Genomic DNA, 13,035 nt, shown 5'->3' on the forward strand with positions numbered 1-13,035 from the left:
CCGTGAAACGACTTTGCGCCGATGATAGTGCTGCAACCAGTGTGAAAGTAGGTTATCGTCAGGCTAGTTATAAAGAAAAAACCCGCTCAGTAATCTGAGCGGGTTTTTTTTTTGCCCGCAAAATCGCGCAATCCGGGCAGATTTTCGGCACCGCCCCACGGCAATGGACAGCTCGTCTTACAATAGCCCCATGCGCATTCTCATCGTCGAAGACCATCCCGACATCCTGGCCAACCTGTACGGTTTCCTCGAGGCGAAAGGCCATGTCCTCGACTCGGCCCGCAATGGCTATGCGGCACTCGCACTCGCCTCGGAAAACGAATACGACGTCATCGTGCTCGATATCGGCCTGCCCGGTTTGAATGGACTTGAACTGTGCGAAAAGCTGCGCGGCGAGCTGTCGATCGCCACGCCGGTCCTGATGCTGACCGCGCGCGACAGCCTCTCGGACAAGGTCGCCGGCTTCGACAGCGGCGCCGACGATTACCTGGTCAAGCCGTTTTCCCTGGTCGAACTCGACGTGCGCCTGAAGGCGCTGGTGCGGCGTTCGGAAGGGCGCAACGCGGGCAGCAGCAAACTGCGCTTCGGCGAACTCGTGTTCGATCCCGATACCCAGCAGGCCAGCCGTGCCGGCCAGGCGTTCAACCTCACCCGCACCGGCTACATCCTGCTGCACGCTTTATTGAAAGCGGCACCGCGCATCGTCCCGCGCGAGGCCCTCGAGCAGGCGGTGTGGGGCGAAGACCGTCCCGACAGCGACGCGCTGCGCACCCATATCCACGCGCTGCGCCAGGCAATCGACAAACCGTTTACCTACCCCATGCTGCTCACCGTCCCCGGCGTCGGCTACCGCCTGGCGCTCCCCGATGCGGCCCGCTGATTCCCTGCGCCGGCGCATCGTCGTCGCCTTTGTCTCCTTCGGCATCGTGCTGTCGCTGTTCTTTGCCCTGATTGCCGCGGTGGCGGTCGAAGGGGTGGAGGTGCACCTGGTCGACAACCGCCTGGCCGAGGTGGCGAAATGGGCGCTGCCGCGCCAGGCGGCCGGGCTGGCGGTCGACCTGCCGTCGGGATTGCGGTTTCAACGCGGCGAAGCGATTCCCCTGTCGCTGCGCGGCCTGCCGGAGGGCGTGTCCGAAGTCGACGTCGATGGCGTCGGCCTGCACGTGCTTTCGGGTGCCGATGCGGCCGGCCCGTATGTCGTCGTCGACCATGAAAGCGATTACGAGAAGGTCGAGCTCGTCGTGTATTCGATGTTCGCCGTCTTCTTCCTCGGCTTTCTGGTACTGGCGGGCAGCCTGGGCCGCTTCGTCGCGCGCCGGGTCGTCAACCCGATCAGCGAGCTGGCCGACGCCGTCGCCCGCGGCGGCTCGCCGCTCCCCGGGCTCGAGCGCAAGGACGAACTCGGTATCCTGGCGCGCGCACTCGAAGCGCACACCACCGAACTGCGCGCCTTCCTCGACCGCGAACGCTTCTTCACGGGCGACGTCAGCCACGAACTGCGCAGTCCGCTGACCGTGATCATGGGCGCGGCCGAGATCCTGATGGCGAATGCCGCGAACGAGGCGATGCGCGCCCCGGCCGAACGGATCTACCGCGCTGCCCACGAGGCGGCCGAATGCGTCACGGTGCTGCTGTTGCTGGCGCGCTCGCCCGAGCTCGGCCGGCTGCCGCCTGTACCCGTCGAAGCGATCGCCGCACGCGAAGTCGAACGGTACCGGCCCCTGGTGGCGGATAAGCCCGTCGAGCTCGACTACTACGACGGCCCCGTCTTCGCGATCCAGGCCCCGGCCGAACTATGCGCCGCCGCCATCGGCAACCTGGTGCGCAACGCCTGCCAGTACACGGAGCAGGGCGCCGTCACGGTCGCCCTGGCCCCGGGGCGCGTCGTGGTCGAGGACACCGGTCCCGGACTGCCGGCCGCCGTGCGCGATACCCTGGCCCGTACCGGCGCCTCCGCCGCCGGCATTCCCTCGCGCGGCTCGGCCGGCACCGGGCTCGGCCTGTCGCTCGTGCTGCGGATCTGCGAATACCTCGGCGCCACGCTCGGCTACGAAGACCGTCCCGGCGGCGGCAGCCGCTTCACCATCGATTTCGCCGGCGATTTCACGCACTCTTAACGTCCAGCTGACCGCAGCCTGACGCGTCCTTCGCTATTCTTGATGGATACGTGGCCAAGCCTGGCCGCGATGCTTCGACGGATGACCTTGGACAAATTCTTCGCCCGGCGCATCAGCGCGCCCCTTCTGACCCTGGCCGTGGCCTTGCTGCTGGCGTCCGCCGGCAACCTCACGTTCTGGTCGACCCTGACCCGCGCGACGGGCGGCCTGACGCTGAACAACCTGCCGCTGCTGCTGGGTTGCTTCGTCATCATCGTGTTGTTCTTTAACGCCTTCCTGACCCTGGCCAGTTTTCGCTTCATTGCCAAACCGGTCCTGATCGCCCTCGTCCTGATCGCCGCCAGCGCCAGCTATTTCATCGCCGCCTATGGCATCGTCATCGACAAGGCAATGATCCAGAATGTGTTCGAAACCGATACGCGCGAGGCGCTCGAACTCTTCAGCTGGAAAATGGTCCTGACCGTCGGCCTGCTCGGTTTGCTCCCTTCGTTCCTGATCGCGCGCGCGAATGTCGGCTTTCCGCAAGGCGTAAAAGGCCTGCTCAAGCGCCTGGGCATTGCCGGCGGCTCGCTGCTGGTGGCCGTGCTGCTGCTGGTGCTGTTTTTCAAAAGCCTGGCGCCGACCGTGCGCGAACACCGCGAACTGCGCTTCCTGCTGACCCCCACCAATACCATCCAGGCCGTGCATGGCTACTTGCGCGGCAGGTGGAGCACCCCGGTCGTCATCGCGCCGCTCGGCCGCGACGCCATGAAAGGGCAGACCTGGGTCGGACAAACACGCCGCACGGTAACGATCCTGGTGGTCGGCGAAACGGCGCGCGCCAAGAATTTTTCGCTCAACGGCTACCAACGCAACACCAATCCGCTGCTGGCGCGCCAGGCTGGCCTGATCAATTTCTCGCAAGTGTCATCCTGCGGGACCGCAACCGCCGTCTCGGTTCCCTGCGTGTTTTCCGCGATGGGGCGCGAGAACTATTCGGAAGCGAAGGCATCCAGCCAGGAAGGCCTGCTCGATGTCCTGGCCCATGCCGGCTTCCAGGTCCTCTGGCGCGACAACAACTCCGGCTGCAAGGGCGTGTGCGCCCGGGTCGGCTTCGAAGACCTGTCGCAAGCCAAGCCGGGCGATCCTCACTGCGCCGGCGACGAATGCTATGACGAACGCCTGCTGGCTGGCTTGCCCGAACTGATCCGCAAGAGCACCGGCAACCTGGTGGTCGTGCTGCACCAGAAGGGCAGCCACGGTCCCGCCTATTCGCGGCGCTATCCCGCAGCCTTCGGACGCTTCGGCCCGGTCTGCAATACCAACGAATTCGAAAAGTGTACGCGCGAATCGATCGAGGCCGCCTACGACAACACCATCCTGTACACCGATTATTTCCTCAGCAAGACGATCGACCTGCTGCGCCAGACCGCCTCGAACGAAGGCATCGACACGGCGATGCTGTATTTTTCCGACCACGGCGAGTCGCTGGGCGAGAACAACATGTACCTGCACGGCGCGCCCTACATGTTCGCGCCGAGCGAGCAGACCCACGTGCCGATGATGCTGTGGATGTCCGACGGGTTCAGTTCGCGCTTCCACATCGACCGCACCTGCGTGGCGGCGCGCCGCGACCAGCCGATGTCGCACGATAACGTATTCCACTCTGTGCTCGGCATGCTCGACGTGAACACGGCGGTGCTGAACCCGAAACTCGACCTGTTCCGCGCTTGTACCCGGGGCAGCTGATGAAGCGCGTGCATGCCGACATCGCACCGGCCCTGCTCGGTGCGCGCCAAATCATGTTCCTGTGCGCCGGGCTGCTGGCGACGGCATTGCTGATATTCTGGATCGGCCGCGCCACCAATGTCGACCTGATGCTCGCCGACACCATGTTCGATGCCGGCGCCAAGGTTTTCAAATGGCGCCACGCCTGGCTCACCGAGACCTTCAGCCACACCATCCTGAAAAGCCTGCTGACGCTGGCCGCCGCCTGGTTCATCGTTGCCGCAGTCTGGGATACCTGGCGCCCGCGCGCCGGACGCGCTGCCCTCGACCGGCTGCGCCTGCGCATCGTCGGATTGTCGGCTGTGCTGGTGCCCCTCGTGATCAGCATGCTCAAGCAGGCCAGCATCGCCCATTGTCCCTGGGACCTGACGCGCTATGGCGGCACGGAACCGTATTTGCGCCTGTTCGACGCCTTGCCGCTCGGCGTCCCCGCCGGGCATTGCCTGCCCGCCGGCCATGCCTCGAGCGCCCTGTGGCTGGTGTCGCTCTGCGTCTACTGGCTGCCGGGCCGGCCGCGGGGCGCGCGCCTGGTGGCCTTGTGTGCGCTGTTGCTCGGCGGCCTGGTCGGATGGATGCAGCAACTGCGCGGTGCGCACTTCCTCACCCATACGCTGTGGTCGATCTGGCTGGCCTGCGCGGTGGTGTTGACGCTTGTCGTCGTGCTGCAACGCAAACCGCGGCGCCAGGAGGAACCGGCGCCCGATTACCTGGCCGAGGCGGTCGAAGACGCAGGCTGATTGCTTCAGCTCAGCGCGGCATATTTTCCATGCGGCAAACTTCCCAGGTGATGAACACCTGGAGATGACGATGCACGCTGCGCCCGAACCATCCGCCCTGGCCGACAAGCTGGCCGCCCCCCTGAATGCGATCGTGTCACGCCACCGGGCCTCGCTGATGCCGATGCTGGGCGGCAGCGAGGCCGCGGCGCGGGCGGCGCTGGCGAACGACGAGGCCGTGCGCAAGGTCGCCGTCTTCTGCTATCCGCTGCTGCCCGGCATCCTGCGCCTGGCGGTCAAGGAGCCGGCCTTCGTCGGCTTCGTCATGCACAACCGCGAAAGGGTGCTGGCGCGGCTGACGGTTGCCCCGGCGCCCGCCACCGGTACCTGAATAAGAGCGCCTAACAAAACTGCCATGGCGGCGTTGCGCCTTGCCCTGGCGGGTTTGTTAGGCGCTCTAACGCTACTGCGCCACCGGCTCGGCCTCTTTGGCGACGGCACGGCCGCGGCTGATGCTGTCGCCATCCTTGCGGCGCAAGCGCCAGAAAATCGCCGCCGACAGTACCGTCATGACGGCCAGGGCCCAGAAGGCGTGGTGCAGGGCGCCGGTCACGAGCACCTGGTTGGTCTGCGGCACGCGGCCCAGGAACCAGGCCGTCACCAGCGATCCCGCCGCCAGGCCGAAACTCATCGACAATTGCTGGAACGAGCTCGAGATGGTACTTGCCATGCTCGTGTCGCCGGCCTCGATGTCGGCATAGGCCAGCGTGTTCATGCTGGAAAACTGCAGCGAATTGAAGAAGCCCTGCATCAGGCTGATGCAGACGATGGCGGCCAGCGGCGTTTCCCGCCCGACCAGGCCGTACAGGGCAATCGTCAGGCCGATAAACAAGGTATTGAATACCAGCACCTGGCGGTAGCCGAAGCGCGCCAGCACTTTCGGCGCGATCAGTTTCATGCCCATCGCCGCCGCTGCCGACGGCATCATCAGCAAGCCCGACTGCCAGGCCGGCAAGCCCAGGCCCAACTGGTAGAGCAGGGGCAGCAGGAAGGGCAGGCCGCCCACGCCGAGGCGGGTCACGAAGCCGCCGACCACCGAGATCCGGAAGGTGCGCACCTTGAGCAGGGCCAGGCGCAGCAGCGGGAACTTGATGCGGCTCGCATGCCAGGCATAGGCGGCAAGCAGGCCGACCGAGACCGCCAGCAGCAAGATCATCGTCGGGACGCTCTGGGTATGCTCGCCGAAGATTTCCAGCAGCCAGGACAGGATGGCGGTACCGGAACTGAACAAGATCAGGCCGAGGACGTCGAGCGGACGGCGCTCGTCGCCGTGGTAGTCCGGCATGTGGCGCCAGACCAGATACATCGCAATCAGGCCGAACGGCACGTTGATGAAGAAGATCGCGCGCCAGGAGGTCCAGTGCACCATCAGGCCGCCCACGGTCGGGCCCAGCAGGGGGCCGATCAGGGCCGGGATGATGACGAAATTCATGGCCCCGAGCAGTTCCGATTTCGGGAAGGTGCGCACGATCGCCAGGCGCCCGACCGGCATCATCATCGCTCCGCCCAGCCCCTGCAGCAGGCGCGCGGCCGTCATCATCTGCGCATTCGGCGCCAGGCCGCACAGGACCGAGGCAAGGGTAAAGATGCCGATCGCGATGAGAAACACGCGGCGCGTGCCGAAACGGTCGGCCATCCAGCCACTGACGGGAATGCCGACCGCAAGGCCGAGGATATAACTGGTGACGACCGATTTCAGGCTCAGCGGCGTGACCCCGAGGCTGAGCGCGATGCTGGGAATGGCGGTATTGACGACGGTGGCGTCGAGCTGCTCCATGAACAGGGCAGTGGCGACCAGCCAGGGCAAATAGGTTTTGACGGTGGAACTGTTCAAACGGGCCTCATCCGGTGGGTGCGCATGCCTCTCCGGATTGTCACATAAATCATGAGATGCCGATTTCAAGCGGACGCCGTCTTGACGGCATCCGCCTGTGACTGGCTGGTCAGAACTGGTAGCGGGCGCTCGCTACCAGCAAGTTGACGCCGCTGTTCGGGCGCTTGATGCTGGCGTTCGAATAATGCTGGAACTTCAGGCCGAGATCCCATTTGTTCGCGGTGACATAGCCGATGCCGATGTGGTCGCCGAACTGGAAGGCGGTCGACAGCCGGTTGTCGCTGTTGTTGTACAGCTCGGAGAACAGGTTGGCGCCGATGCCGCCTTCGGCATACCAGCCGAGCTTGTCGTCGCGCTGGTAACGCAGCACCGGCGTGATCCCGACCACGGCCAGGTTCTGGTGCTGGCCGTCCACGTTGCGGTAAGCCGTGCCGCGCCAGTAGGCAGCCGACAGGTCCCAGTAGCCCGACAGGTGGCGCCCGTTCGAGGCGAACCACTGCGCATCCCAGTTCTTCTGGACCGCCAGGCGGCCGATGCGCACTTTCGAGCCGGAGCCGAACTCGACCGAAGCAGAATCGATCCAGCCGTTGTCGGCAGCGCTTGCACGGCCCGCGAGCAGGGCGATGGCGAGTCCGGCAAGGGTGGCAATTTTTTTATTAGAGGCCATAATTGCTTTCGTAAAGGTATACGCCAGTCCACGCTGGCGAATCCAAATATTGTACTAGCGCGAACAAAAGCACGTAGCGCACATCATGAATTCGAAAGGAACCGCATGCCGCATCCCCTTGTCGCCGTCCTCGGCATTGGCCTGATGGGCCGCCCGATGGCCGCCCGCCTGGCCGAAGCCGGCTTCGCCCCGCGCGTCTGGAACCGGACCGCCGCCAAGGCGCAGCTGCTGGCCGGACTCGGCGCCGTTCCCTGTGCTTCGGTGGAAGAAGCCGTGGCCGGCGCCGCCATCGTGATCTCGATGCTGGAAGCGGGGCCCGCCGTCGGCGCGACCATCGAGGCGGCCCTGCCGGCGCTGGCGCCGGGCGCCCTCTGGATCGACATGAGTTCGACGCGCCACGACGAGGCCCTGGGCTTCCATGCGCGCCTGGGGGCCCACGGCATGCGCTTCCTGGACGCGCCGGTGTCGGGCGGCGTCGGCGGCGCCGAGGCGGGCACGCTGGCGATCATGGCCGGCGGCAGCCTGCACGATTTTCAGGAGGCCGCGCCCGTGCTCGCCGTCCTCGGCAGCGCCCAACTCGTCGGTCCGAACGGCAGCGGCCAGGTCGCCAAGCTGTGCAATCAACTGATCGTCGGCGCCACCATCAACGTCGTCGCCGAGGCCCTGCTGCTGGCGCAGGCGGCCGGCGCCGATCCGGCGGCCGTGCGCGATGCGATCCGCGGCGGCTTCGCCGGCAGCCGCATCCTCGAGGTACACGGCCAGCGCATGCTGGACCGCAATTTCATGCCCGGCGGGCAGGTGAAAAGCCAGTTAAAGGATATGCACAATGTGCTGGCGGCAGCAGCGGAGGCGGGGTTGGTGTTGCCGCTGACGAGTGCGGCGGCACGCAGTTACGAGTCGATCGAAGGAGAGTTCGGCAGTGCCGATCACGCGGCGGCTTTGTTGGCGCTGGAGCGGATCAATCCGGGGCAGCGCGTTGGCAGCGGGCCGGATTTGTTGCCGTAGCGGGTGAGCAGAGGTACAACGCGTGGGCTCGAGAGCCCACCCTACGTTACGCTGAACCCCGTGGCTGCGGTGCACCGTACGGGGTCATTGATGCCAATGGCATCAATGACGGGTTCACCGGGCTCTCGAGCCCACGCGTTTTCATCATTCGCACATCGGCGCCCCTACACCTGGCGGCAACATCAACCGACCGGCAACCCCGTCTCGACCAACTTCACCCAATAACTCGCCCCGATCGGCAGCAACTGGTCATTGAAATCATAACTCCCGTTATGCAGCTGGCACGGTCCTAAGCCATGCCCGCCCGACCGGTGCTCGCCATCGCCGTTGCCAATAAAGACATAGCACCCCGGCTTCGCCTGCAGCATGAAGGCGAAATCTTCCGCCCCCATGGTCGGTTCGACCTTGACGTTCACATTGGCGTCGCCCACCACGGCGCGCATCGCCTCGACGGCGAACGCGGTCTGCTCCGGATGGTTGACCAGCGGCGGATAGTTGCGCTTGAAGCCGAAATCGACGCCCGCATTGAAGCCGGCCGCGATCCCCTTCGCCATTTGCTCCATGCGCTGCTGGATCAAATCGAGCACCTCGGTCGAGAAGGTGCGCACGGTGCCGATCATCACGGCTTCGTCGGGAATGACATTGGTGGCGCTGCCCGCGTGGATCTGCGTGATCGACAGCACCGCGGTGTCCAGCGGATTCTTTTCGCGCGAGACGATCGTCTGCCAGGCTTGCGCAATCTGCACCGCCACCATCACCGGATCGATGCCGCGATGCGGTTGCGCCGCATGCGCGCCTTTCCCTTTGACCACCACGCGAAACTCGTTACTGGACGCCATCATCGGCCCCGGGATCACGCCGAAGCTGCCCGCCGGCAGGCCCGGCCAGTTGTGCATGCCGTAGACCGCCTCCATCGGGAATTGTTCGAACAGGCCGTCCTCGATCATGCGCCGGGCGCCGGCGCCGCCTTCTTCGGCCGGCTGGAAAATCAGGTACACCGTACCGTCAAAGTTGCGGTGACGCGACAAATAGTGGGCTGCACCCAGCAACATCGATGTATGACCGTCATGGCCGCACGCATGCATCTTGCCGGGGTGGCGCGACGCATGGTCAAATGTGTTGAGTTCCTGCATCGGCAGCGCATCCATGTCGGCGCGCAGGCCGATCGCACGGCTTGAGCTGCCGTTCTTGATGATGCCGACCACGCCGGTGCCGCCGAGCCCGCGCACGACGGGGATGCCCCAGTCGGCCAGGCGCGCGGCGACGACGTCGGAGGTGCGGTGCTCTTCGTAGCAGAGTTCCGGATGGGCGTGCAGGTCGCGGCGGATTGCTTCCAGCTCGGCCTGGAACGCGAGGATGGGTTCCACGAGTCTCATCTTGTTCTCCCTGTGTACATGGACGTAATTGCAAGGTCTGTGAACCATTGTAGCCCGCCTCAACGTGGGAAATCCATCCCCCGTCACCAGCCCCGGCGGAATCAGATAAAGTATTGGTTTATCGACGTTTTTCCCGAGAATAGTCCCCGATGTCCATCACCCAAGTCCGCGCCGCCTGTCCCCACGATTGCCCCGATACCTGCGCCTTGCTGGTCACCGTCGAAGACGGTGTCGCGACCGAGGTGCGCGGCGATCCGGAGCATCCGACCACGGCGGGCGTGCTGTGTACGAAAGTGTCGCGCTACGTCGAGCGCACCTATTCGCCGGACCGGGTGTTGTATCCGATGCGCCGCGTCGGCAAGAAGGGAGAGGGACGTTTCGAGCGCATCAGCTGGGACCAGGCGCTCGACGAGATCGCTGCGCGCCTGAAACCGATCGCGGAGCGCGATCCGGAAGCGATCCTGCCCTACAGCTATTGCGGCACCATGGGCCTGGTGCAAGGCGAGGCGATGTCGATGCGCTTCTTTAACAAGATCGGCGCTTCGCTGCTCGATCGCACGATTTGCGCCACCGCCGGTTTTACAGGCTACAAATACACGGTCGGCGCCTCGATCGGCATCGACATGGAGCAGTTCCAGGACGCGAAACTGATCATCATCTGGGGCGGCAATCCGATCGCCTCGAACCTGCACTTCTGGATGCGCGCCCAGGAAGCGAAACGCCGCGGCGCGAAACTGATCGCGATCGATCCCTACCGCTCGCTGACGGCCGAGAAGTGCCACCAGCACATCGCGCTGCTGCCCGGCACCGACGCCGCCTTTGCGCTCGGCCTGATGCACGTGCTGATCGAGGAAAACCTGATCGACCACGATTACATTGCCCGCCACACCCTCGGCTTCGAGGAACTGAAAGAGCGCGCCGCCGAGTGGACGCCGGAGCGCACTGCCGAGACCTGCGGCGTCACGGCGGCCGAGGTGGTCGACCTGGCGCGCCTGTACGGAAATACGGCGCTGCGCGGCGAACCGGTCGCGATCCGCTGCAACTATGGCGTGCAGCGTGCGCGCGGTGGCGGCATGGCGGTGCGCAACATGAGCTGCCTGCCGGCCCTGGTCGGCGCCTGGCGCCATGCGGCCGGCGGTATCCAGCTCTCGACCTCGGGTTCCTTCCCGGCGAATAAAGCCAAGTTACAGCGCCCCGATCTGCTGGCCGGCCGCAACCCGCGCACGATCAACATGACGACCATCGGCGACGATCTGTTAAAACCTGCATCGGCCGAATTCGGGCCGCAGGTCGAAGCCGTCATCGTCTACAACGCCAACCCGCTGGCGATCGCACCCGATTCGGCCAAGGTGCAGCAAGGTTTCGAGCGCGAGGATTTGTTCACTGTCGTGCTGGAACAGTTCCAGACCGACAGCGCCGACTATGCCGACATCCTGCTGCCGGCCACGACCCAACTCGAACACGTCGATGCGCACCTGGCGTATGGCCACCTGTACATGATGGCGAATAACGCGGCAATCGCGCCGATGGGCGAGGCCAAGCCGAACAGCGAAATTTTCAGGTTGCTTGCGGCACGTATGGGGCTGACGGATCCCTGCTTCCTCGAATCCGACGACGAACTCGCCGCGCAAGCCTTCGACAAGACGCATACGCGCGCGATCCACTTCGATTGGGAGTCGCTGAAACAGAAGGGCTGGCAAAAGCTGAACATGCCGGACGCGCCGTTCGCCGAAGGCGGTTTTCCTACGCCTTCGGGCAAGTGCGAATTCTATTCCGCGACGATGGCGAACGATGGCCTCGATCCGCTGCCGACCTATATTCCGCCTTACGAATCGGTGGCCTCGAATCCGGCGCTGGCCAAAAAATATCCGCTGGCGATGATTTCTCCGCCGGCCCGGAACTTCCTGAACTCAACCTTTGTCAATGTTCAGAGCCTACGTGCAACCGAGGGCGAGCCGCACCTCGACATCCACCCGAACGACGCCGCCCCACGCGGCCTCAAGCACGGTGACATGGCGCGTATTTTTAACGACCGCGGCTCTTTTGTTGCCAAGGCGCGCGTGACCGAGAAAGCGCGACCGGGCCTCGTGGTGGGCCTGTCGATCTGGTGGAAGAAGCTTTCCAAAGACGGCAAGAACGCCAATGAAGTGACCAGCCAGCGCCTGACCGACATGGGTCGGGCGCCCACTTTCTACGACACCCTGGTGCAGGTTGAAAAGGCCGCGCTCCAACCCGGACATGAAGAAACTACCCCGTAAACTCTCCCCGTTTTTCCGGCGCGCGCTCCTCGTGAGCGCCGGCGCCGGCGCCGTCTCCTTACTTGCCAGTTGTTCTACTCTGAATTACTACACCCAGGCCGCCCAGGGCCAACTCGAACTCCTCTCCGACGCACGACCCATCGATGACTGGCTGGCCGACCCGGCCACCAACACCTCCCTCCGGCACCGCCTGGAAACGGCGCGCCAGATCCGCCGCTTCGCGGTCCAGCAAATGGGCCTGCCCGACAACGACAGCTATAAAAACTACGCCGCCCTGAAACGCCAGTATGTGCTGTGGAACGTCGTCGCCACGCCCGAGCTGTCGATGAAACCGCTGCAGTGGTGCTTCCCGGTGGCCGGCTGCGTCAACTATCGCGGCTACTACAGCAAGGACGACGCCCAGGCCTATGCCAGACAATTGCGGGCCGAAGGCCGCGACGTCGAAGTCGGCGGCGTCAGCGCCTATTCGACCCTCGGCTGGTTCAGCGATCCCCTGATCTCGACTTTTATTAACTATCCCGATGCGGAACTGGCACGCCTGATTTTCCACGAGCTGGCGCACCAGGTGACTTATGTCGCGGGCGACTCGCGTTTCAATGAATCCTTCGCCAGCGCGGTGGAAGAGGCCGGCGTCGAGTTGTGGCTGGAACGCTTCGGGAACCCGGCCATGCGCGAGGGCTATGCGCGCTACACGGTGCGCAGAAAAGATTTTCTGGCGCTGCTGCTGAAGTACCGGAAAGAGCTGGAACGCACCTATGCCTCGATCGTGCCCGACGAGGATAAACGCATCGCCAAGGCGCGCCTGTTCATCGCGCTGAAGGAGGAATACCAGGTTTTAAAAGCGAACTGGGGCGGCTACGCCGGCTACGACCGCTTCTTCGCCGAGCCGCTGTCGAACGCCCACCTGGCCTCGATTGCCACCTACAACGACTACGTGCCGGCCTTCCGCGCGATGCTCAAAGGCGAAAAGGATTTCAGCGCGTTTTACCGCAAGGTGAACCGCCTGGCGAAACTCGATAAAACCGAGCGCACCCATGCCCTCAAGCTGATCGACGTCGCTGCGCCGCCGGCGAATTACATGGTGCAGCGCACCAATGCAGCCATGCCGTAGAGTGCCTGTTCCAATCGTGCCAAAAGCGCTTGCGTATGCAGGCGCTGCCCGATAGCATCACATTCAATAGCAAAGGCATAATGCACGCCAGGGTGGCTTTCGCTAGTACGCGGCGCCGTGGACG

Annotated in this window: 11 protein-coding genes; 8 read left to right on the forward strand and 3 right to left on the reverse strand. The window is 64.5% G+C overall.

The features are described 5' to 3' along the window. Positions 1-190: 190 nt before the first annotated feature. The 5 genes from ACI48I_RS23455 to ACI48I_RS23475 all read left to right on the forward strand — a co-directional run bounded on the left by ACI48I_RS23455 (position 191) and on the right by ACI48I_RS23475 (position 4,991). Positions 191-880, forward strand: a complete 690-nt coding sequence (locus ACI48I_RS23455; RefSeq protein WP_498575643.1) for a response regulator transcription factor — start codon at positions 191-193, stop codon at positions 878-880. Next, on the forward strand, positions 867-2,117 hold the full coding sequence (locus ACI48I_RS23460) for a sensor histidine kinase (protein ID WP_498575644.1): 1,251 nt from the start codon (positions 867-869) through the stop codon (positions 2,115-2,117). Before ACI48I_RS23455 ends, ACI48I_RS23460 begins: the two co-directional genes overlap by 14 nt. An 81-nt stretch (positions 2,118-2,198) precedes the next feature. Further along, positions 2,199-3,845 (forward strand): phosphoethanolamine transferase, encoded by a 1,647-nt coding sequence (locus ACI48I_RS23465; RefSeq protein ID WP_498575645.1) that lies wholly within the window; start codon positions 2,199-2,201, stop codon positions 3,843-3,845. After that, the gene (locus ACI48I_RS23470) at positions 3,845-4,621 is read left to right on the forward strand and encodes a phosphatase PAP2 family protein (RefSeq protein ID WP_498575646.1); all 777 of its coding nucleotides are present in this window, start codon (positions 3,845-3,847) and stop codon (positions 4,619-4,621) included. The genes ACI48I_RS23465 and ACI48I_RS23470 overlap by 1 nt, the downstream gene beginning before the upstream one ends. A gap of 70 nt (positions 4,622-4,691) precedes the next feature. Then, positions 4,692-4,991: a hypothetical protein gene (locus tag ACI48I_RS23475; protein ID WP_498575647.1), complete on the forward strand. Its 300-nt coding sequence runs from the start codon at positions 4,692-4,694 to the stop codon at positions 4,989-4,991. A 72-nt stretch (positions 4,992-5,063) separates the two neighbouring features. Here ACI48I_RS23475 and ACI48I_RS23480 read toward each other — a convergent pair whose 3' ends face one another. Beyond that, a complete protein-coding gene (locus ACI48I_RS23480) occupies positions 5,064-6,494 on the reverse strand; it encodes a DHA2 family efflux MFS transporter permease subunit (protein ID WP_267878247.1) in 1,431 nt (476 codons plus the stop codon). A gap of 109 nt (positions 6,495-6,603) precedes the next feature. Next, the gene (locus ACI48I_RS23485) at positions 6,604-7,161 is read right to left on the reverse strand and encodes an acyloxyacyl hydrolase (protein WP_193687555.1); all 558 of its coding nucleotides are present in this window, start codon (positions 7,159-7,161) and stop codon (positions 6,604-6,606) included. 105 nt (positions 7,162-7,266) lie between these two features. On the opposite strand from ACI48I_RS23485, the gene ACI48I_RS23490 reads away from it, so the two are divergent. After that, positions 7,267-8,166, forward strand: a complete 900-nt coding sequence (locus tag ACI48I_RS23490; RefSeq protein WP_193687554.1) for an NAD(P)-dependent oxidoreductase — start codon at positions 7,267-7,269, stop codon at positions 8,164-8,166. A gap of 182 nt (positions 8,167-8,348) precedes the next feature. On the opposite strand, the gene ACI48I_RS23495 is transcribed toward ACI48I_RS23490, so the two are convergent. After that, on the reverse strand, positions 8,349-9,542 hold the full coding sequence (locus tag ACI48I_RS23495) for a M20 aminoacylase family protein (RefSeq protein ID WP_193687553.1): 1,194 nt from the start codon (positions 9,540-9,542) through the stop codon (positions 8,349-8,351). Between the two features lie 149 nt (positions 9,543-9,691). On the opposite strand from ACI48I_RS23495, the gene ACI48I_RS23500 reads away from it, so the two are divergent. Then, on the forward strand, positions 9,692-11,800 hold the full coding sequence (locus tag ACI48I_RS23500; RefSeq protein ID WP_498575648.1) for a molybdopterin-containing oxidoreductase family protein: 2,109 nt from the start codon (positions 9,692-9,694) through the stop codon (positions 11,798-11,800). Then, positions 11,781-12,911 (forward strand): aminopeptidase, encoded by a 1,131-nt coding sequence (locus tag ACI48I_RS23505; protein WP_498575649.1) that lies wholly within the window; start codon positions 11,781-11,783, stop codon positions 12,909-12,911. Before ACI48I_RS23500 ends, ACI48I_RS23505 begins: the two co-directional genes overlap by 20 nt. Positions 12,912-13,035 lie beyond the last annotated feature (124 nt).

Source organism: Massilia sp. LXY-5, from assembly GCF_059801075.1.

Excerpts from the sequence above, each read along its gene's own strand:
- ACI48I_RS23455 (WP_498575643.1), top strand. The coding sequence starts at position 191 with ATGCGCATTCTCATCGTCGAAGACCATCCCGACATCCTGGCCAACCTG.
- ACI48I_RS23460 (WP_498575644.1), top strand. The coding sequence starts at position 867 with ATGCGGCCCGCTGATTCCCTGCGCCGGCGCATCGTCGTCGCCTTTGTC.
- ACI48I_RS23465 (WP_498575645.1), top strand. The coding sequence starts at position 2,199 with ATGACCTTGGACAAATTCTTCGCCCGGCGCATCAGCGCGCCCCTTCTG.
- ACI48I_RS23470 (WP_498575646.1), top strand. The coding sequence starts at position 3,845 with ATGAAGCGCGTGCATGCCGACATCGCACCGGCCCTGCTCGGTGCGCGC.
- ACI48I_RS23475 (WP_498575647.1), top strand. The coding sequence starts at position 4,692 with ATGCACGCTGCGCCCGAACCATCCGCCCTGGCCGACAAGCTGGCCGCC.
- ACI48I_RS23485 (WP_193687555.1), bottom strand. The coding sequence starts at position 7,161 with ATGGCCTCTAATAAAAAAATTGCCACCCTTGCCGGACTCGCCATCGCC.
- ACI48I_RS23490 (WP_193687554.1), top strand. The coding sequence starts at position 7,267 with ATGCCGCATCCCCTTGTCGCCGTCCTCGGCATTGGCCTGATGGGCCGC.
- ACI48I_RS23495 (WP_193687553.1), bottom strand. The coding sequence starts at position 9,542 with ATGAGACTCGTGGAACCCATCCTCGCGTTCCAGGCCGAGCTGGAAGCA.
- ACI48I_RS23500 (WP_498575648.1), top strand. The coding sequence starts at position 9,692 with ATGTCCATCACCCAAGTCCGCGCCGCCTGTCCCCACGATTGCCCCGAT.
- ACI48I_RS23505 (WP_498575649.1), top strand. The coding sequence starts at position 11,781 with ATGAAGAAACTACCCCGTAAACTCTCCCCGTTTTTCCGGCGCGCGCTC.